The organism is Sphingomonas sp. (genome assembly GCF_036402235.1).
In the GTDB taxonomy this organism is placed as follows: Bacteria; Pseudomonadota; Alphaproteobacteria; order Sphingomonadales; family Sphingomonadaceae; genus Sphingomonas.
Genome location: NZ_DASWTG010000045.1, coordinates 12,433 through 30,894 on the forward strand (window position 1 = coordinate 12,433; position 18,462 = coordinate 30,894).

Sequence of the window (18,462 nt, forward strand, 5' to 3'; positions counted from 1 at the left end):
TCAGTCCTTCAGGATCTTCTTGAGCGCCTGTCCGATGCGGACCGGCCCGGGGAAATACGCCCATTCGAGGCTGTGCGGGTACGGCGTGTCGAAGCCGGTGACGCGCTCGACCGGCGCCTCGAGGTGATAGAAGCAGCGTTCCTGCACCAGGCTCGCCAGCTCGGCGCCGAAACCGCTGGTGCGCGTCGCCTCATGCACGACCATGCAGCGGCCGGTCTTGCGGACCGACTCCTCGATCGTCTCGATGTCGAGCGGCACCAGCGTGCGCAGGTCGATGATCTCGGCGTCGATGCCCAGCTCCTCGACCGTCGCCTGAGCCACATGCACCATCGTGCCATAGGCAAGGATGGTCAGCGCCTCGCCCGGGCGGACGATCGCGGCCTTGCCCAGCTCGACGCGATAATAGCCCTCGGGCACCTCGCCGCCGGGATGCTTCGACCAGTTCTCCGCCGGGCGGTCCCAATGGCCGTTGAAGGGGCCGTTATAGATGCGCTTGGGCTCGAAGAAGATGACCGGGTCATTGTCCTCGATCGACGCGATCAGCAGCCCTTTGGCGTCATAGGGGGTCGACGGGATCACCGTCTTCACGCCCGAAACGTGCGTGAAGATGCCCTCGGGCGATTGGCTGTGCGTCTGGCCGCCGAAGATGCCGCCGCCATAGGGCGAGCGGATCGTAAGCGGCGCCGTGAACTGCCCGGCCGAGCGGTAGCGCAGGCGCGCGGCCTCGGACACGAGCTGATCGAGCGCCGGGTAGATATAGTCGGCGAACTGGATCTCCGGCACCGGACGCAGGCCATAGGCACCCATGCCGATCGCGACGCCGACGATGCCGCATTCGGTGATCGGCGTATCGAACACCCGCGTCTTGCCATGCTTGGCCTGCAGCCCCGCGGTGGCGCGGAACACGCCGCCGAAATAGCCGACATCCTCGCCCATCACGACCACGTGCGCGTCGCGCGCCATCATCACGTCGAGCGCCGAGTTGATCGCCTGGATCATGTTCATGCGAGTGGTGGCGCCCTGCTCGGCGGTTTCGATCACGCGTTCCTCGCTCATTTCTTGCGCGCCCAGGGACGGCCCGAAGCCTCTTCCTCGTCGAGCATCATCTGCCGCTGCTCCTGCAGGTGCCAGGGCATCTCCTCGAACACCCCGTCGAACAGCGAATCGAGCGGCTGGTGCAGGCCGTGGCCGAGGATGCCGTTCTTCTCGGCCTCCTTCTGCGCCGCCTTCACCTCCTCGGCGAGTTCGCGGTCCTGTTCCGCATGGCGTTCCTCATCCCACTCGCCGAGCGCGATCAGATGCTGCTTGAGGCGCGCGATCGGGTCGCCCAGCGGCCATGCGGTCGGCTCGCCCGCACTGCGATATTGGGTGGGATCGTCGGAAGTCGAGTGGCCCTCGGCACGATAGGTGAAATGTTCGATCAGCGTCGGTCCCTGGTTGGTCCGCGCGCGCTCGGCCGCCCATTGGGTGGCGGCATAGACCGCCAGCGCGTCGTTGCCGTCGACGCGCAGTCCGGCAATGCCGTAGCCCAGCGCGCGCGCCGCGAAGGTCGTAGCCTCCGCACCAGCAAAGCCCGAGAAGCTCGAGATCGCCCACTGGTTGTTGACCACATTGAGGATCACCGGCGCCTTGTACACGGTGGCGAAGGTCATCGCCGAGTGGAAGTCGCCCTCCGCGGTCGATCCCTCGCCGCACCAGGTCGCGGCGATGCGCGTGTCGCCCTTGGCCGCGCTCGCCATCGCCCAGCCCACCGCCTGCGGATATTGCGTGGCGAGGTTGCCCGAGATCGAGAAGAAGCCCTTCTCCTTGGACGAATACATGATCGGCAGCTGCTTGCCCGCCAGATCGTCGCCCTTGTTCGAGTAGATCTGGTTCATCATCTGAACCAGCGAATAGCCGCGCGCGATCAGGATGCCCTGCTGGCGATAGCTCGGGAAGCACATGTCGTCGCTCGCCAGCGCATGTGCCGCCGCGATCGCCACCGCCTCCTCGCCGGTGCACTTCATGTAGAAGCTGGTCTTGCCCTGCCGCTGCGCACGGAACATGCGCTCGTCGAACGCACGCACCAGCGCCATGTCACGCAGCATCTTGCGCAGCGTGTCGGGGGAGAGGCGCGGGTTCCACGGGCCGACCGCCTGCCCGTCCTCGTCGAGCACGCGCACCAGCGTATAGGCAAGCTCATGGAAGCTGGATGGGGCCGCCGCGGTGTCGGGGCGGGGCTGGGCGCCCGCGGGCGGCACCTCGACCGCGTTGAAATCGACCGCATCGCCGGGCCGGAACTTGGGCTCGGGCACATGCAGGCTGAGCGGCGGCAGATTGGGGCGCGCGACGTCCGCGGTCATGCTTTCTCCAGCGTCTAAAGGGCCTCCGTGTCGCCGTTCAACGCACGGAATATGATTTCAGGGCCCTGTTATATTCTTTCAACGTGCGAGTCGAGATGGGACAGCAACACTGTCATGAATTTCATTGTATCGCGCCAGGGCGGTCGAGGCGAATCGCGGACGAAGCGCACACGCGACCCCCTTTCCCGATCGTCCTGCGGCTCCTAAGGGGAGCGTTTCAGGACAAACATCGCTGGGGAGCGAGACACATGAAACTGATGGCCGGCAATTCGAACCTGCCGCTCGCCCAGGCGATCGCCTCCTATCTCGAAATTCCGCTGACGCAGGCGAATGTCCGCCGCTTCGCCGACGAGGAGATCTTCGTCGAGATCCTCGAGAATGTCCGCGGCGAGGACGTGTTCGTGCTCCAGTCGACCGCCTATCCGGCGAACGACAATCTGATGGAGCTGCTGATCATGATCGATGCGCTGCGCCGCGCGTCGGCCAAGCGCATCACCGCGGTGCTCCCCTATTTCGGCTATGCCCGCCAGGACCGCAAACCCGGGCCGCGCACCCCGATCTCGGCCAAGCTGGTCGCCAACCTCATCACCACCGCGGGCGCCAACCGCGTCCTCTCGGTCGATCTGCACGCCGGGCAGATTCAGGGCTTCTTCGACATCCCGACCGACAATCTCTTCGCCGCGCCGGTGATGAGCGAGGATATCAAGGCGCGTTTCTCGGACAAGAACCTGATGGTCGTCTCGCCCGATGTCGGCGGCGTGGTGCGTGCGCGCGCGCTCGCCAAGCGGCTCGACAACGCGCCGCTGGCGATCGTCGACAAGCGCCGCGAGCGCGCCGGCGAATCCGAGGTGATGAACATCATCGGCGAGGTGTCGGGCCGCTTCTGCATCCTGATCGACGACATCGTCGATTCGGCCGGCACGCTGTGCAACGCCGCCGCCGCGCTCAAGGCGGCGGGGGCCGAGGACGTGGTCGCCTATTGCACCCATGGCGTGCTCTCGGGCGGCGCGGTCGCGCGCGTCGACGGGTCGGAGCTCAAGGAGCTGGTCATCACCGATTCGATCGGCAACCACGCCGTCGTCGGCCAGGCGCAACGCACCCGCCACTTGACCATCGCGCCGCTGATCGCCGAGGCGATCCGCCGCATCGCCGACGAAAGCTCGGTGTCGTCGCTGTTCGATTGAGACGGCGAAGAAGAGTAGAAGTTGATTCACGCTAAGGCGCCAAGATGGGTCGGCCCACTGCGCGAAGCGCCCGATCATCAGTACCGTCGCAGCGAGCGGCAACGCCGGTGGAAGGGGTGCCGCTGACGTGGCAGAACCACATCTTCGCGCCTTAGCGCCTTAGCGTGTATCAAATCTTCTCTTTCCCTGTCTTACCTGCCCTATCCCAGCGCCTTCCACACCAGCACCGCGCCGACGCCGATCATCAGCCGGTAGATCGCGGTGTAGAAGCGGTCGGGCGACACCCGCCGCACCAGCCACACGCCGGCAAAGGTCGATGCCACCGCCACCGGCAGCAGCGCGGCCGAGGTCAGCAGATTCTCCCGGCTGAACTGGCCCAGCGCCAGATAGGCGGGAACCTTGATCCAGTTGACCAGCGCGAAATAGACCGCGGTCGTCCCCACCAGCATGTCGCGGGGCAGGCGGCGCGGCAGCACCCAGAGCTGCCAGGGCGGCTGGCCGGCATGCGCGATCTGGCTGGTGAAGCCCGATGCGACGCCGAACAGCGATCCGACCCAGCCCGGCGAATGCGACGGCGCCGCCGCGCCCAGCCGGCCGCGCCACAGCCGGTACGCGCCGAACAGCATCGAGATGCCGCCCACCATCGCGAGCACCGCGTCCGCCGAAACGCTCGCGGCATAGCCATAGCCAAGCGCAATGCCGATCACCGCGCCCGCCAGCGTCCAGCCCAGCACGAACCGGTCGATGCTTCGCCGGAACGCCCAGACGCCGACCACGTCCTGCGCGATCAGCAGCGGCAGCAGGATCGCGGCCGCCTGCACGGCATCGGTGGCGAAGGCGATCATCGGCAGCGACAGCGCACCTGCCCCCGCGAACCCGCCCTTGGACAGGCCGATCAGCGCAACCGCGGGGATCGCCAGCGCGTAGAAGAGGGGATCGGTGATCAGGGGCGTGCGGCCGGTGCGCGTACGCCGCTATTGCCGCGCGCATTCAATTCGGCCTTCAGCGTCTCCGGCGCGGACGCCCAGAGAAAGCCGAAGCTCACAGCCCCGTCCCTGCTCTCGACCGCATGATGCAGCCGGTGCGCTTGGATGATCCGCTTCATGTAGCTCGACCGGGGCACATAGCGGTGCCCCACCCGCCGGTGCACGATGACATCATGGAAGCCGAAATAGATCGCGCCATAGCCGGCGATCCCGGCGCCGATCCAGATGAAGCCCGGCCACCAGCCGAGCTGCACCCCGCCATAGAGCAGCACGATCGACGGGATGGCGAAGATCACGGCATAGAGGTCGTTGCGCTCGAACATCCCCGTCCGCGGTTCGTGGTGGCTGCGGTGCAGGAACCAGCCCGGCCCGTGCATCACCCAGCGGTGCGCGGCATAGGCCACCCCCTCCATCAGCGCGATGGTGCCAAGGAACAGCAGGATGCCGATTGCGGCGCTCATGCCGCGCGATATAGCGACGCGCCATGCGATACGCACCTCTTCTCCTGATCGCGCTCGCGCTTTCCGCCTGCGCCGTGCCCGAGGCGCGGCTGCGCACCGGCCTGGTCAACGCCGGCCTGTCGCGCCCGCTCGCCGCGTGCATGGCGGAGCGGATGGTCGACCGGCTCAGCCTCGCGCAGCTGATGCGGATCGCCGATCTGCCCAAGGCGCGCGAGGCCGAGTCGGTCGACAAGTTCCTGCGCCGCATCCGCGCGCTCGGCGATCCGGAGATCGTCGCGGTGGCGACCAGTTCGGCAGCGCTTTGCGCGACAGGGCTTGGGCGCACCTAACCGGCTGCGAATGAACCCGATTTTCGGTCGGCGTGGCGGGCAGGCTCCTCCCTCCAAGCGCCATATTGCAACTGCATCGCAATCGCATGCAAAGGGCATTTGATTCCGGTGGACCGCTGTGCTTAAGGCGGGCGGATTTTGCTGCAACGCAAGGGATCTGCCCCATGAACATCCACGAATATCAGGCCAAGGAACTGCTGGCCAAGTTCGGCGCACCGATCGCCGCCGGCCATGCCGCCTTCACCGTCGAGGAAGCGGTCGAGGCTGCGAAGAAGCTCCCCGGGCCGCTGTTCGTCGTGAAATCGCAGATCCATGCCGGCGGCCGCGGCAAGGGCAAGTTCAAGGAACTGGCGCCTGAGGCAAAGGGCGGCGTCCGCCTCGCCTTCAGCCTCGACGAGGTGCGTGCGCACGCCACCGACATGCTCGGCAACACGCTGGTCACCATCCAGACGGGCGAGGCCGGCAAGCAGGTCAACCGCCTCTACGTCACCGACGGCGCCGACATCGCCAAGGAATTCTACCTCGCCCTCCTCGTCGATCGCGCCAGCAGCCGCGTCGCCTTCGTCGTCTCGACCGAGGGCGGCATGGACATCGAGGAAGTCGCGCATTCGACGCCCGAGAAGATCCGCAGCTTCTCGGTCGATCCCGCGACCGGCTTTCAGCCGCATCACGGCCGCACCGTCGCCGCGGCGCTGGGCCTGACCGGCGATCAGGGCAAGCAGGCGGCGAAGGTCGCCAAGTCGCTCTACGACGCCTTCCTCGCCACCGATGCCGAGCAGATCGAGATCAACCCGCTGGCGCTGACCGAGCAGGGCAATTTGCTCGTCCTCGACGCCAAGGTCGGCTTCGACGGCAACGCGCTGTTCCGCCACAAGGATCTGCTCGAGCTGCGCGATACCACCGAGGAGGATCCTGCCGAGCTCGAGGCATCGAAGTACGACCTCGCCTATATCAAGCTCGACGGCGACATCGGCTGCATGGTCAACGGCGCCGGTCTTGCCATGGCGACGATGGACATCATCAAATTGAACGGCATGTTCCCGGCCAACTTCCTCGACGTGGGCGGCGGCGCGAGCCGCGAGAAGGTGACCGCGGCGTTCAAGATCATCCTCGCCGATCCCGCGGTGAAGGGCATCCTCGTCAACATCTTCGGCGGGATCATGAAGTGCGACATCATCGCCGAGGGCATCGTCGCCGCGGCGAAGGAAGTGAACCTCTCGGTTCCGCTCGTCGTCCGCCTCGAAGGCACCAATGTCGAGGAAGGCAAGGCGATCCTCGCCAATTCGGGCCTCGCCATCGTCCCGGCGAACGACCTGGGCGACGCGGCGCGCAAGATCGTCGCGGAGGTCAAGCAGGCCGCCTGATCGCCGTCCTTGCGAATCTCGTTGAAAGGGCCGGGGGCGATCGCGCTTCCCGGCCCTTTCTCGTTCTTCGAGCGTGCCGCTACGGCAACCGTGTGATTCCATACCGGACTTGCGAAAAATCGAGAATCACTACAAGGATGGTGCAGACCCGATCCGGCAAAATGCCGTCTGGGGGTGTCGCACGCGCGGAAAATGCTGGCCAAGCGGGCGGTGAAAATGTGATAGGCGGCGCCCGAGGGTTGCCGTGGAGGTGAGGCAGGCCGCTACGGTCAAGTTTTTGTCGTCGCCCCCATGCGGCTCCGGGCGCTAGAAGCCGGGGAACATGGGCGGTGTCAGCCGGTTCACCTCCCGGGGATTGGTCCTGATGCGTTGGGAAGGAATGCGATGAAAGTCTTGGTGCCGGTCAAGCGCGTGCTTGACTATAATGTGAAGCCGCGGGTGAAGGCCGACGGGACGGGGGTCGACCTCGCCAACGTCAAGATGAGCATGAACCCGTTCGACGAGATCGCCGTCGAAGAGGCGATCCGCCTCAAGGAAAAGGGTGCGGCGAGCGAGATCGTCGTGGTCTCGATCGGCGAGCAGAAGGCGCAGGAAACGCTGCGCACCGCGCTTGCCATGGGCGCCGACCGCGCGATCCTGATCGTCGCCGACGAGAAGGTCGAGCCGCTGGGCGTCGCCAAGCTGCTGGCCAAGGTCGCGGAGGCCGAGGCGCCCGGCCTGATCATCCTCGGCAAGCAGGCGATCGACGACGACAACAACCAGACCGGCCAGATGCTGGCGGCGCTGCTCGGCTGGGGCCAGGGCACCTTCGCGTCGAAGGTCGAGATCGCCGGCGAGCAGGTCGATGTGACGCGCGAGGTCGATGGCGGGCTTGAGACGGTGAAGCTCAAGCTTCCCGCGATCGTCACCACCGACCTTCGGTTGAACGAGCCGCGCTATGCCTCGCTGCCCAACATCATGAAGGCCAAGAGCAAGCCGCTCGAGCAGAAGACCCCCGCCGACTATGGCGTCGATGTGGCCCCGCGCCTCACCGTCGTCAGCGTCACCGAGCCGCCCAAGCGGCAGGCTGGCGTCAAGGTTGCGGATGTGGATGAGCTTGTGGCCAAGCTCAAGGCGCTGGGAGTTGCGAAATGAGCGTACTGGTCTGGGTCGAACACGACAATGCGTCGGTCAAGGACGCGACGCTCTCGGCGGTCACCGCCGCGGGCAAGCTGGGCGATGTCGTCGCGCTGGTCGCGGGGCAGGGCGCGCAGGGCGCGGCCGATGCCGCGGCGAAGATCGCCGGCGTCGCCAAGGTGCTGCTCGCCGATGACGCCGCCTATGGCCATGCGCTGGCGGAGAATGTCGCGCCGCTGATCGCCGATCTGATGGCCGGCTACGACGCCTTCGTCGCGCCCGCCACCACTACGGGCAAGAACATCGCGCCGCGCGTCGCCGCTCTGCTCGATGTGATGCAGATCAGCGAAGTGCTCTCGGTCGAGAGCGCCGACACCTTCACCCGCCCGATCTATGCCGGCAACGCGATCGCCACGGTCAAGTCGGCGGATGCCAAGAAGGTTCTCACCGTGCGCGGCACCGCGTTCGAGAAGGCGGCGGCTGAGGGCGGCAGCGCGAGCATCGAGGCCGTTTCGGGCAAGGGCGACACCGGCCTCTCCAGCTTCGTCGGCGCCGAGATCGCCAAGAGCGAGCGCCCGGAGCTGACCAGCGCCAAGGTGATCGTCTCGGGCGGCCGCGCATTGGGCTCGTCGGAGCAGTTCCACGGCCTGATCGACCCGCTCGCCGACAAGCTCGGCGCGGCGGTCGGCGCCAGCCGTGCGGCGGTCGATGCGGGCTATGCCCCCAACGACTATCAGGTCGGCCAGACCGGCAAGATCGTCGCGCCCGAAGTCTATGTCGCGATCGGCATTTCGGGCGCGATCCAGCATCTCGCCGGCATGAAGGACAGTAAGACCATCATTGCCATCAACAAGGACGAGGACGCGCCGATCTTCCAGGTCGCCGACCTCGGCCTCGTCGGCGATCTGTTCAAGATCGTGCCCGAGCTGACCGAAAAGCTCTGAACAAGATAGCGGGGCGGCTCCGTGGCCGCCCCGTTCTATTGCCGGATCCGCGTCCAGATCTGCGATTTGCAGCCGATCCGCCCGACCAGGCATCCCTTGCCCTCGATCCGGTCGGGACCGAGCACGCTGACCGTCCCCGAGAAGGTCTTGTTGATATCGGGCACGAACACCCGCCCGCGCCACACGCCGGGCTTCTCCTGCACGAAATCGCGGAACAGCGTCGATCCCACCAGCCTGGCGGTGCCGCCGCGCGCGGCGTCGGCCTTGGCCTTGTCGCTCGCCCAGATCACGACGCCGCACATCCGGCTGCCGCAGGGCTGGGCGCGGACATGGACGCTGTTGGATGGGTTGCGCCACACGCCGAACGACTGGTCGCGCGCGAACGCAGGGCCGGCGGCAAGGCTGAGGGCGAGAAGGGTGCCGATCAAACGCATGACGCTGCTACTCCGCCGTCTCGACTGCGGCCATGCTATGGGAATGCGGCGTGCCGGGCAAATCGCTAGGTGGAAAAGAGTAAGGCCCGTCGCTTTCGCGGCGGGCCTCCCTAGACGATCCGTTCCTGTGAAAGGTTCGGGTCGTCAAATGCTCTTTCTCATCGATCAAGCGGAGGAACAACGCGGCCTCGTGCCGATTGGTTCCGCCGCCATGGAAATATTTTCACACCAGCACGAACCGCGCCGAGGCGACGACCCTGCCTGAAGGCTCGGAGCGCCGCGCGCGCGCGTCCGGCACGATCGTCACCATCACCGTCGCGCCGTCGACGATGAGCTGCCGGGTGGTTCGCGGCAGCGCGAAGCGATCCACCCCGTCGCTGGTGACCCGGCCAAGAAAGTGGGGCGTCCCATCGGTTGCCAGCAGCCACAGGTCGGCGACGCCCTGGGCGGGATCGAGCCGCCGCGCGCGGACGCGAATCGCCGATCCGGCGGGATCGTAGCGGATCGCCAGATCGGGCCGCCGGTCCGGCCCTGCCATCTGGGCGATCAGCACCGGTGCCGCGCCCGGCGGTCGTGGCTGGAGGCCGCCCAGCGCGAAGACGAAGATCGCCATCGCCGCCAGCGCTCCGGCGAGCGCGGCGCCGAGACCGATCGCCGTCGTGCGCGCGAGCGGCCAGCGCACCGTCCGGCGCCGCGTGCGGCGCGGCGCGTCGGCCTCGCGCAGCTCGATCAGCGCATCGACCCGCGGCCACAGCTCGGCGGGCGGTTCTGCCGGGGGGAGCGCTTCGAGCATCGGGGCAAGGTGAAGCTGCCAGCCCTCGACCTCCGCGGCGAATCCCGGATCGGCAAGCTGCTTGCGCAGCGCCGCGGCACGTGCGGTCCCTTCGATCGTGCCGAGCGCCAATGCGCGGGCGAGCGCGGGCTCGTTCGATGCGGCGATCCCCGCTTCCCGGGCCAATGCCGCCAGTCCGTCGGCGATGCGCCGCTCGATCGTTGCCGGGCTGGCGAGCGCCGCCTGCGCGATCTCGGCATGAGTCGCGCCGGTCAGCATCGCCGCGCGGATCGCCGCCTGCTCGTCGATCGGCAATGCCCGCAGACGATAGTGCAACAGGGCCGCCTCGGTATCCCAGGCGACCGGCGCTTCGCCGGTCAGCAGCGTCTCGTCGGAGAGCAGGATCTCGGCATCGGCGAAGGCGGATGGCCCCGGCACGCGCCGCCGCCACTCGATCGCGATGTTGCGCGCGATCGCCGCGAGCCAGGCGCGCGCCTCCGCCGCCGCCGGATCGAAGCGCGGCGCGCGGTCCCAGATGCGCAGATAGGCGCTCTCGCTCAACTGCGCCGCGGCGGCGCTGTCCCGGATGATCGCCGTGACGATCCCATGCAGGATCGGCGCGGTCGCCGCATAGAGCGCGGCCATCGCGTTGCGGTCGCCGCGCGCGATCTGCTGCAGCAGCGCGGCGAGGTCGGGCGTGCCGGCTGGGTTGCGCGTCACGCCTGATCCCTGCTGCCCGTCATGTCCGGATCGCCCGGCGCATCGTTCCGCCACGGGCGCGCGAAGCGCAGGACCAGGAAGCCGGCGATCGCCGACAATACCGATCCCGCAAGCACGCCGATCTTCACCTCGTCGACCAGCTCGGGGCTGTCGGGGAAGGCGAGGCCGCCGATGAACAGGCTCATCGTGAAGCCGATCCCGCACAGCATCGCGACGCCGTAGATCTGCGTCCAGGTCGCGCGGCTGGGCGGCGCCGCGAAGCCGGTCTTCGCGGCGATCCAGACGCTGCCGAAGATGCCGGCCTGCTTGCCGATGAAGAGGCCGGCCGCGATGCCCAGCGGCAGCGGCGCCAGCAGCACGCCGGGCGACATGCCGGCCAGGCTGACGCCGGCATTGGCGAAGCCGAACAGCGGCACGATCAGATAGGCGACCCATGGCGCCAGCGCATGCTCGAGGATGTGCAGCGGCGAATCCTGCGCGTCGGGCGTACCCGGCGATGCCTTCACCGGGATCATCATCGCGGTCAGCACCCCGGCGACCGTCGCATGCACCCCGGAGAGGAAGACGAAATACCAGAGCACGGCGCCCAGCAGCAGATAGGGCCACAGCCTCATCACGCCGCTGCGGTTCAGCACATGCATCACCACCAGCACCAGCGCGCCCGCCGCCAGCGCGAGCGAGCCGAGGCTCTTGGTGTAGGCGAGCGCGATGATCGCCACCGCGCCCATGTCGTCGACGATCGCGACGGTCGTCAGGAACAGCTTGAGCGAGGCGGGCGCGCGGCTGCCGAGCAGCGCCAGCACGCCGATCGCAAAGGCGATGTCGGTCGCGGCCGGGATCGCCCAGCCCGGCGCCAGCGGCCCGCCCCCGGTGATGCCGAGATAGACGAGCGCGGGCGCCACCATCCCCGCCGCCGCGGCCGCCACGGGCAGCCGCCGGTCCTCCCAGCTGGCAAGCTGGCCGTCGACGAACTCTCGCTTGATCTCGAGCCCGACGAGCAGGAAGAACACCGCCATCAGCGCGTCGTTGATCCACAGATGCACCGTCATCGGCCCGTATTTGGGGCTGATCGCGGGGCCGGTCTCCAGGTGGAGCAGGTGGAAATATTCCGCCGAGAGGCCGGGCAGGTTGGCGAAGAGCATCGCCAGCGCCGCCGCGGCGATCAGCAGGATCCCGCCCGCCGCTTCGCTTTTCAGGAACGCCCTCAGCGCCGAAGATCCGCCCCGTCTGGTTGTCGCCGCCATGTGCCCCGCTCCGCTCGTGCTCGCCCTGCCTAACCGCTGGAAGCCGGGGGGCAAACCCCTTAAGCCTCCGCGCATGGACAGCATCGCACGCCCGCGCCGCAACCCCTTGTCCCTCTGGTGGCGCGGCACCGTCGTCGCATCGGTCGATCACGCCGCGGTGATCGACAAGGTGCGCGGCGAAGCGGCATGGAACGGCCGTTACGTCTTCATGGTGCTGATGTCGGCGGGTATTGCCGTGCTCGGCCTGCTGCTGTCGTCGCCCGCGGTGGTGATCGGCGCGATGCTGATCTCGCCGCTGATGGGGCCGATCATCGGCCTCGGCTTCGGCCTCGCCACCTTCGATGGCGACGAGATTCGCCGGTCGGGCGTCGCGCTCGCGCTCGGCACGGTGATCGCGGTGCTGTTCACGGCGTTGCTGGTCCTCGTCTCGCCGCTCCAGAACGTCACCTCGGAGATCGCCGCGCGCACCCGGCCGAACCTGTTCGACCTGCTCGTCGCGCTCTTCTCGGCGCTGGCCGGCGCCTATGCGATGATCCGCGGGCGCGAGGGCACGGTGGTGGGCGTCGCGATCGCGACCGCGCTGATGCCGCCGCTCGCCGTGGTTGGCTTCGGCCTCGCCACCTGGAACGGCACGGTGTTCGGCGGCGCGCTGCTGCTGTTCCTCACCAACCTCATCACCATCGCGCTGTCGGCCGCGGTGATTGCGCGTCTCTACGGCTTCGGCTCCTCGCTCTCGCCCAAGCAGACGCTGCTCCAGACGGTGCTGGTGATCGCCGCGCTGGTCGCCTTCGCGATCCCCCTAGGATTGGCGCTGCGTCAGATCGCGTGGGAGGCGACCGCCTCGCGCCAGGCGCGCGACGTGATCACCAGCCAGTTCGAGGGCGGGGTGCGGCTGAGTCAGCTCGAGCTGGACTATGCGCAACAGCCGCTCCGGGTCAGCGCGACGGTGCTGACGCGCCAGTTGCGCCCCGATGCCGGGCGCGCCGCCGGAGCCACGCTCGAACGCCTGTTCGGTCGCGAGGTCGAGGTCGCGCTCGAGCAGGTGCGCGTCGGCACCGGCGCGCAGGCGGAGGCGGCGCAGGTCGCCGCGGCGCAGAATGCGCGCGTCGCCGCAGCGGCTGGCGAGGCGGCGATCCGCGCGGCGGAGCAGCTCGCGCTCGTCGCCGGCGTCCCTTCCGATGCCGTGCTGCTCGATCGCGATGCGCGGCGCGCGGTGGTGACCGCCGCCCCGCTGCCGGGCGCGGGAATCGGCGTCTATCGCGCGCTCGAGGCGCGGGGCGCGGCGAGCGCGCCCGACTGGTCGATCGCGCTCACCCCGCCCGCCGCGCCGCTGCCCGATATCGCGCTGCGCGACGGCAAGCCCGATCCCGATGCGCTCGCCATTGCGATCTGGGGGGCGCAGCGGCTCAACCTGCCGATCGGCGTCTCCGGACCGGGGGCAGCCACGGTGGCCGAGGCGCTGACCGCCGCCGGCGTCCGCGCCAGCGTGGTCGCCGGCAGCGGATCGGGCGGCGCGGCGCGGCTGCGCTGGCTCGCGCCGGCCGTCGAGTAACGCTCAGCCCGCCTTCGCGAGCGCGTCGGCGATCAATTTCCGGCTGTTGTCGATCCCATAGAGCGCGATGAAGCTGCCCATGCGCGGCCCCTGGCTCGATCCCAGCAGCGTCTCGTACAGCGCCTTGAACCAGTCGCGCAGCTCGGCGAAGCCACCCGTCTTGCCGATCTCGTAGACGATGTTCTGGATGTCCTCGGCGCTCGCGTCCGCGGGCAGCGCGGCGAGGTCGGCGTCGAGCCGCTGGAGCGCCGCCACCTCGACCCCTTGCGGTGGCCGGCGGTTGAGCGTCGGCGCGATGAAGTCGCGGCCATAGGCCAGCGCATAGCCGATCAGCGCGTCGAGCGCGGGATGCTTCTCGGGCGTCGCATCGGGGACATAGTTGGCGAGATAGCCCCAGACCTGTTCCTTGCTCGCCTCGCCCATCACCCCGACCAGGTTGAGCAGCAGGCCGAAGGTCACCGGCAGCGTCTCGCCCGGCACCTCGCCATTGTGGATGTGGTGCACCGGGTTGCCGAGCTTCTGCTCGACCGGCTGGCCGGGATAGTTGCCGCGGAACTGCCAGTAATCGTCGATCGCGCGCGGGATCACGCCCATGTGCAGCGCCTTGGCCTTTTTGGGCTCGCGATAGATGTAGAAGGCAAGGCTCTCGTCGGGACCATAGGTCAGCCATTGCTCGAGGCTCAGGCCATTGCCCTTCGACTTGGAGATCTTCTCGCCCTTCTCGTCGAGGAACATCTCGTAGTTGAAGCCCTCGGGCGGGCGGCCGCCCATGACGCGCGCGATCTTGCTCGACTGGATCACCGAATCGATCAGGTCCTTGCCCGACATCTCGTAATCGACGCCCAACGCGACCCAGCGCATCGCCCAGTCGACCTTCCATTGCAGCTTGGCCTTGCCGCCGAGGATGGTCTGCTCGATGCGTTCGCCTTCATCCATGAACGCGATCAGGCCGGTCTCGGGATCGAGCACCTCGACCGGCACCTGCAACACGATCCCGCTCTTCGGGCTGATCGGGAGGACGGGGGAATAGGTCGCCTGGCGCTCGGCACGCAGCGTCGGGAGCATCACGTCCATGATGCCCTGATAGCTGCGCAGGACGAGCTTCAGCGCCTCGTCGAACTTGCCGCTCGTGTAGTAATCGGTCGAGGAGGCGAACTCGTAATCGAAGCCGAAGCGGTCGAGGAATTCGCGCAGCATCGCGTTGTTGTGATGCGCGAAGCTCTCATATTTCCCGAACGGGTCGGGCACCTGGGTCAGCGGCTTGCCCAGATGCTGCGCCAGCATTTCCTTGTTGGGTACATTGTCCGGCACCTTGCGCAGGCCGTCCATGTCGTCGCTGAACGCGATCAGCCGGGTCGGCGTGTCCGACAGCGTCTCGAACGCATGGCGCACCATCGTCGTGCGCAGCACTTCGTTGAACGTGCCGATATGCGGCAGGCCGGAGGGGCCATAGCCGGTCTCGAACAGCACCGGCGCGGGCTGTCCGTCCTTGGCGGGCTTGCCGTCGGGATAGCGTTTCAGCAGCTTGCGCGCTTCCTCATAGGGCCATGCCTTGGAGATGAGGGCAGCGTCACGGAATGCGGAATCGGTCATAATGCGGTGCGGGTGCGCGATCGGTGCCGCTTTTGCAACCACACAATCCTCCCCTGAGCTTGCTCAGGGGAGGGGGACCAGCCGAAGGCTGGTGGAGGGGCCGCCCCGAAGAGGGCGGAATTCTACCGAACCGTTTCGGCCGTCTGCGCGGCCGCCCCTCCGTCAGCGCTCCGCGCTGCCACCTCCCCTGCGGCGCAGGGGACGAATGACCCGGAATCGCGCTGGCTTTTACTCCTGGTTGTTGATAATCGCTCGCATTATGAGTCTTCCCCTGGCGCGCGTGGCGCGCAATGTTCCCGCGACGGTCGCGTCGGTTGACTGGAATGCGCTGTCCCCGTCCGAAACGCGACGGCTGCGCGAGTTCGGGCTCGACGAGGGCGTCGAGGTCGAGCTGGTCAAGCGCAACGGCTGGCTGGGCGGCCCGGCGGCGGTGCGCATCGGGCGGATGACCGTGGCGCTGCGCCGCCATGTGATCGAAACCATTCAGGTGGCGGTGGCCGCCGAATGAACCAGTCCCCGCTCGTCGCGCTGGTCGGCAACCCGAATGCCGGCAAGACCGCGCTGTTCAACGCGCTCACCGGCGCGCGGCAAAAGGTCGGCAACTATCCCGGCGTCACGGTCGAGCGGCATGCCGGCCGCATCGCGCTCGACGACGGGCGCCCGGTCGAGCTGGTCGATCTTCCCGGCACCTACAGCCTCGATCCCTCCAGCCCCGACGAGCAGGTGACGCGCGACGTCGTGCTCGGCAGGCAGGATGGCGAGCGGCTGCCCGACGCGCTGATCGTGGTGGCGGACGCGAGCAACATCGAGAATCACCTGCGCTTCGTGCTCCAGCTGCGCGAGCTGGGGCGGCCGATGGTGCTGGCGCTCAATATGATCGACATGGCCACGCGCGACGGCCTCACCATCGATACCGCCGCGCTGTCGGCGGAGCTGGGCGTGCCGGTGGTCACCACCGTGGCGGTGCGCAAGCGCGGGCTGGACGATCTGCGCGCGGCGCTGGCCGGGGTGCTCGGCGGAGCGCGCACCGAAGCGCCTGTCACACCCGACTCCGACATCACCCATTATCAGCGCGAGGCGCGGCGGATCGCGCGCGTCGCGATCACCGATCAGCCGCGCGGCCGCGCCTTCACGCGCGCCGTGGACAGCGTGGTGCTGCATCCGGTCGCCGGGCCGGTGATCCTCACCGCGATCATGTTCGTCATGTTCCAGGCGGTGTTCGCCTGGTCCGAAGCCCCGATCGGCTGGATCGAAGGGTTGCAGGGCTGGCTGGCGCAAGCCGCCGCGGCGACCCTGCCCGAAAGCTTCCTGCGCGACCTGCTGATCGAGGGGATCATCAACGGCGTCGGATCGGTCGTGGTGTTCCTGCCCCAGATCGTGATCCTGTTCTTCTTCATCCTGATCCTCGAGGCGTCGGGCTACATGGTCCGCGCGGCGCTGCTGATGGATCGGCTGATGTCCGGCGTCGGCCTGTCGGGCCGCGCGTTCATTCCTTTGCTCTCCTCCTTCGCCTGCGCCATTCCCGGCATCATGGCCGCGCGCTCGATCGACGATCCCAAGGAGCGGCTGACCACGATCCTGATCGCGCCGCTGATGACCTGCTCGGCGCGGCTTCCGGTCTATGCCGTGATCATCGGCGCGTTCATCCCCGCGACCAGCATCGGCTGGGGGGTGGGGCTGCAGGGGCTGGTGCTGTTCGGCCTCTATGTCACCGGCATCCTCGGCGCGATCGCCGCCGCCTTCGTGCTGCGCCGCACCGCGACCCGGGGCAAGAGCAGCGGCTTCATGATGGAGCTGCCGCGCTACCAGCTGCCTTCGCTGCGCGACCTGTGGATCGGCCTGTGGCAGCGCGCCTATCTCTTCCTGCGCCGTGCGGGCACGATCATCATGGGCGTCACCGTCGCGCTGTGGCTGCTCGCTTCCTATCCGGTCGCGCCCGAAGGCGTGAAGCAGAGCGAATATTCGGTCGCGGGCCGCATCGCCTCGGGCCTTGAGGTCGTGCTCAAGCCGATCGGCTTCAACCATGAGATGAGCCTCGCGGTGATCCCGGCGATGGCCGCGCGCGAGGTCGCGGTGTCGGCGCTGCAGACCGTCTATTCGATCGATGCCGAAGCGGATGAAGAGGGGCAGGCACTCGGCACCCAGCTGGCGGGGCGCTGGCCGCTGCCCACCGCGCTCGCCTTCCTCGCCTGGTTCGTGTTCGCGCCGCAATGCCTCTCGACCATCGCGATCGCGCGGCGCGAGACCAATGGCTGGAAATGGCCGGCGGTGATGATCGTGTACCTGTTCGCGCTGGCCTATGCCGCGGCGGGCATCACCTACTGGAGCGCCACGGCGCTGGGCCTCTGATTCGTTCCCTCTGCGGGGCAGGGCGGATTGCGCTTTCCTACATCGGCATTTTCTGCTTTTGTTCCGGGATGGCCCGCTGCGACTCGCCTGCTGAATTTCGACTGGATCCCGCGCGGCGGCGCCGGGGGCCGCCGGATCAGCGCGATAGTGCAAACTTAGTGTATACTTCCGCGCCGGCCGCGACGCTCAATCCAGTTTCGACTGGTCCAGCGCCGCGCCGGTCCGCGCGCGTTCGGCATCGTCGCGCGCCTTCGCGGCCTTGGTCCGGCCGAACCTGGCGCGGTTCTCCACAGCCTTTGCGGCGGCAGTCGCCTTGGCTTTGGCCTTGCGGGCCTTGTTCAGGTTGATGATATCGGCCATCCCTTCAGCGACATTATCGATTTCAAGGCGGAGTTTCCATGGCGGGCAGCGTCAACAAGGTGATCCTGGTCGGCAATCTCGGGCGTGATCCCGAAAGCCGGTCCTTCTCGAACGGCGGCAAGGTGGTCGAGCTGCGCGTCGCCACGTCCGAGACGTGGAAGGACCGCAATTCGGGCGAGCGCAAGGAGCGCACCGAATGGCACACGGTCAAGCTCTTCTCCGAAGGCCTCGCCAATGTCGCCGAGCGCTATCTGCGCAAGGGCAGCAAGGTCTATCTGGAGGGCCAGCTCCAGACCCGCAAGTGGCAGGACCAGTCGGGCGCCGACCGCTACTCGACCGAGGTCGTGCTGCAGGGCTTCGACGCCAAGCTGGTGATGCTCGACGGTCCCGGCGGCGGCCAGGGCGGCGGCGGCGGATCGCGCGACGACTGGGGCGGCGGCAATGACGACTTCGCCGGCCAGTCGAGCAGCCGCGGCGGCTTCGGCGGTGGTTCGTCGGGCGGCGGCTATGGCGGTGGAAGCCGTGGTGGCAGCGGCGGCGCGCCCGCAGGCGGCGGCTTCCCCGACGATCTCGACGACGACGTGCCCTTCTGAATCTAAATCCTCCCCCGCCAGGGGGAGGTGTCAGCCGCAGGCTGACGGAGTGGGCGGACGGTGGAACCTCTACGGCTCGCGTCCTCCCCCTCCGTCGCGCTGCGCGCGCCACCTCCCCC

The 18,462-nt window shown here is 68.0% G+C and carries 18 protein-coding genes; 9 read left to right on the forward strand and 9 right to left on the reverse strand.

Features of this window, described 5'->3' with window-relative positions:
- Together VGD28_RS09305 and VGD28_RS09310 are read right to left on the reverse strand one after the other, a co-directional pair.
- On the reverse strand, window positions 1-1,005 hold the full coding sequence (locus VGD28_RS09305; RefSeq protein ID WP_331028079.1) for an alpha-ketoacid dehydrogenase subunit beta: 1,005 nt from the start codon (window positions 1,003-1,005) through the stop codon (window positions 1-3).
- Window positions 1,006-1,052: 47 nt separating this feature from the next.
- A complete protein-coding gene (locus VGD28_RS09310; protein WP_331028063.1) occupies window positions 1,053-2,342 on the reverse strand; it encodes a 3-methyl-2-oxobutanoate dehydrogenase (2-methylpropanoyl-transferring) subunit alpha in 1,290 nt (429 codons plus the stop codon).
- Window positions 2,343-2,590: 248 nt separating this feature from the next.
- On the opposite strand from VGD28_RS09310, the gene VGD28_RS09315 reads away from it, so the two are divergent.
- The gene (locus VGD28_RS09315) at window positions 2,591-3,526 is read left to right on the forward strand and encodes a ribose-phosphate pyrophosphokinase (protein WP_331028064.1); all 936 of its coding nucleotides are present in this window, start codon (window positions 2,591-2,593) and stop codon (window positions 3,524-3,526) included.
- Window positions 3,527-3,726: 200 nt separating this feature from the next.
- Here the strand turns inward: VGD28_RS09315 and VGD28_RS09320 are convergent, their stop codons facing one another.
- Both VGD28_RS09320 and VGD28_RS09325 read right to left on the reverse strand, forming a co-directional pair.
- On the reverse strand, window positions 3,727-4,473 hold the full coding sequence (locus VGD28_RS09320; protein ID WP_331028080.1) for a sulfite exporter TauE/SafE family protein: 747 nt from the start codon (window positions 4,471-4,473) through the stop codon (window positions 3,727-3,729).
- Window positions 4,470-4,973 (reverse strand): sterol desaturase family protein, encoded by a 504-nt coding sequence (locus VGD28_RS09325; protein WP_331028065.1) that lies wholly within the window; start codon window positions 4,971-4,973, stop codon window positions 4,470-4,472. Before VGD28_RS09325 ends, VGD28_RS09320 begins: the two co-directional genes overlap by 4 nt.
- Before the next feature lie 23 nt (window positions 4,974-4,996).
- Here VGD28_RS09325 and VGD28_RS09330 point away from each other — a divergent pair, with 23 nt between their 5' ends.
- From VGD28_RS09330 to VGD28_RS09345, 4 genes are all read left to right on the forward strand, one after another.
- Window positions 4,997-5,302, forward strand: a complete 306-nt coding sequence (locus VGD28_RS09330) for a hypothetical protein (protein WP_331028066.1) — start codon at window positions 4,997-4,999, stop codon at window positions 5,300-5,302.
- A gap of 164 nt (window positions 5,303-5,466) precedes the next feature.
- Window positions 5,467-6,666: an ADP-forming succinate--CoA ligase subunit beta gene (sucC, locus tag VGD28_RS09335; RefSeq protein ID WP_331028067.1), complete on the forward strand. Its 1,200-nt coding sequence runs from the start codon at window positions 5,467-5,469 to the stop codon at window positions 6,664-6,666.
- 384 nt (window positions 6,667-7,050) lie between these two features.
- Window positions 7,051-7,800, forward strand: coding sequence for an electron transfer flavoprotein subunit beta/FixA family protein (locus VGD28_RS09340; protein ID WP_331028068.1), 750 nt, complete (start codon window positions 7,051-7,053; stop codon window positions 7,798-7,800).
- Window positions 7,797-8,726: an electron transfer flavoprotein subunit alpha/FixB family protein gene (locus VGD28_RS09345; protein ID WP_331028069.1), complete on the forward strand. Its 930-nt coding sequence runs from the start codon at window positions 7,797-7,799 to the stop codon at window positions 8,724-8,726. The genes VGD28_RS09340 and VGD28_RS09345 overlap by 4 nt, the downstream gene beginning before the upstream one ends.
- Before the next feature lie 35 nt (window positions 8,727-8,761).
- Here VGD28_RS09345 and VGD28_RS09350 read toward each other — a convergent pair whose 3' ends face one another.
- The 3 genes from VGD28_RS09350 to nhaA form a co-directional block, all read right to left on the reverse strand.
- Window positions 8,762-9,160: a DUF2147 domain-containing protein gene (locus tag VGD28_RS09350; RefSeq protein WP_331028070.1), complete on the reverse strand. Its 399-nt coding sequence runs from the start codon at window positions 9,158-9,160 to the stop codon at window positions 8,762-8,764.
- Window positions 9,161-9,383: 223 nt separating this feature from the next.
- Complete coding sequence (locus VGD28_RS09355; protein ID WP_331028071.1) at window positions 9,384-10,652, reverse strand: sigma factor; 1,269 nt, start codon at window positions 10,650-10,652, stop codon at window positions 9,384-9,386.
- Window positions 10,649-11,896 carry a Na+/H+ antiporter NhaA gene (nhaA, locus tag VGD28_RS09360; RefSeq protein ID WP_331028072.1) on the reverse strand — a complete coding sequence of 416 codons (1,248 nt, stop codon included), beginning with the start codon at window positions 11,894-11,896 and terminating at the stop codon, window positions 10,649-10,651. The genes VGD28_RS09355 and nhaA overlap by 4 nt, the downstream gene beginning before the upstream one ends.
- A gap of 73 nt (window positions 11,897-11,969) precedes the next feature.
- On the opposite strand from nhaA, the gene VGD28_RS09365 reads away from it, so the two are divergent.
- Window positions 11,970-13,448, forward strand: a complete 1,479-nt coding sequence (locus tag VGD28_RS09365; protein ID WP_331028073.1) for a DUF389 domain-containing protein — start codon at window positions 11,970-11,972, stop codon at window positions 13,446-13,448.
- 3 nt (window positions 13,449-13,451) lie between these two features.
- Here the strand turns inward: VGD28_RS09365 and VGD28_RS09370 are convergent, their stop codons facing one another.
- Entirely contained in the window at window positions 13,452-15,041 is a 1,590-nt protein-coding gene (locus VGD28_RS09370; RefSeq protein WP_331028074.1) for a lysine--tRNA ligase, read from the reverse strand.
- A gap of 259 nt (window positions 15,042-15,300) precedes the next feature.
- Here VGD28_RS09370 and VGD28_RS09375 point away from each other — a divergent pair, with 259 nt between their 5' ends.
- The gene (locus VGD28_RS09375; RefSeq protein ID WP_331028075.1) at window positions 15,301-15,549 is read left to right on the forward strand and encodes a FeoA family protein; all 249 of its coding nucleotides are present in this window, start codon (window positions 15,301-15,303) and stop codon (window positions 15,547-15,549) included.
- On the forward strand, window positions 15,546-17,390 hold the full coding sequence (feoB, locus tag VGD28_RS09380) for a ferrous iron transporter B (RefSeq protein ID WP_331028076.1): 1,845 nt from the start codon (window positions 15,546-15,548) through the stop codon (window positions 17,388-17,390). The genes VGD28_RS09375 and feoB overlap by 4 nt, the downstream gene beginning before the upstream one ends.
- Before the next feature lie 186 nt (window positions 17,391-17,576).
- Here feoB and VGD28_RS09385 read toward each other — a convergent pair whose 3' ends face one another.
- Window positions 17,577-17,750 (reverse strand): DUF4169 family protein, encoded by a 174-nt coding sequence (locus VGD28_RS09385; RefSeq protein ID WP_331028077.1) that lies wholly within the window; start codon window positions 17,748-17,750, stop codon window positions 17,577-17,579.
- A 38-nt stretch (window positions 17,751-17,788) separates the two neighbouring features.
- Here VGD28_RS09385 and ssb point away from each other — a divergent pair, with 38 nt between their 5' ends.
- On the forward strand, window positions 17,789-18,343 hold the full coding sequence (ssb, locus tag VGD28_RS09390) for a single-stranded DNA-binding protein (RefSeq protein WP_331028078.1): 555 nt from the start codon (window positions 17,789-17,791) through the stop codon (window positions 18,341-18,343).
- Window positions 18,344-18,462: the final 119 nt, after the last annotated feature.

Bases quoted from the DNA above. Each gene is read 5' to 3' on its own strand.
- VGD28_RS09305 (WP_331028079.1), bottom strand. From the start codon at position 1,005: ATGAACATGATCCAGGCGATCAACTCGGCGCTCGACGTGATGATGGCG.
- VGD28_RS09310 (WP_331028063.1), bottom strand. From the start codon at position 2,342: ATGACCGCGGACGTCGCGCGCCCCAATCTGCCGCCGCTCAGCCTGCAT.
- VGD28_RS09315 (WP_331028064.1), top strand. From the start codon at position 2,591: ATGAAACTGATGGCCGGCAATTCGAACCTGCCGCTCGCCCAGGCGATC.
- VGD28_RS09325 (WP_331028065.1), bottom strand. From the start codon at position 4,973: ATGAGCGCCGCAATCGGCATCCTGCTGTTCCTTGGCACCATCGCGCTG.
- VGD28_RS09330 (WP_331028066.1), top strand. From the start codon at position 4,997: ATGCGATACGCACCTCTTCTCCTGATCGCGCTCGCGCTTTCCGCCTGC.
- sucC (WP_331028067.1), top strand. From the start codon at position 5,467: ATGAACATCCACGAATATCAGGCCAAGGAACTGCTGGCCAAGTTCGGC.
- VGD28_RS09340 (WP_331028068.1), top strand. From the start codon at position 7,051: ATGAAAGTCTTGGTGCCGGTCAAGCGCGTGCTTGACTATAATGTGAAG.
- VGD28_RS09345 (WP_331028069.1), top strand. From the start codon at position 7,797: ATGAGCGTACTGGTCTGGGTCGAACACGACAATGCGTCGGTCAAGGAC.
- VGD28_RS09350 (WP_331028070.1), bottom strand. From the start codon at position 9,160: ATGCGTTTGATCGGCACCCTTCTCGCCCTCAGCCTTGCCGCCGGCCCT.
- nhaA (WP_331028072.1), bottom strand. From the start codon at position 11,896: ATGGCGGCGACAACCAGACGGGGCGGATCTTCGGCGCTGAGGGCGTTC.
- VGD28_RS09365 (WP_331028073.1), top strand. From the start codon at position 11,970: ATGGACAGCATCGCACGCCCGCGCCGCAACCCCTTGTCCCTCTGGTGG.
- VGD28_RS09370 (WP_331028074.1), bottom strand. From the start codon at position 15,041: ATGACCGATTCCGCATTCCGTGACGCTGCCCTCATCTCCAAGGCATGG.
- VGD28_RS09375 (WP_331028075.1), top strand. From the start codon at position 15,301: ATGAGTCTTCCCCTGGCGCGCGTGGCGCGCAATGTTCCCGCGACGGTC.
- feoB (WP_331028076.1), top strand. From the start codon at position 15,546: ATGAACCAGTCCCCGCTCGTCGCGCTGGTCGGCAACCCGAATGCCGGC.
- VGD28_RS09385 (WP_331028077.1), bottom strand. From the start codon at position 17,750: ATGGCCGATATCATCAACCTGAACAAGGCCCGCAAGGCCAAAGCCAAG.
- ssb (WP_331028078.1), top strand. From the start codon at position 17,789: ATGGCGGGCAGCGTCAACAAGGTGATCCTGGTCGGCAATCTCGGGCGT.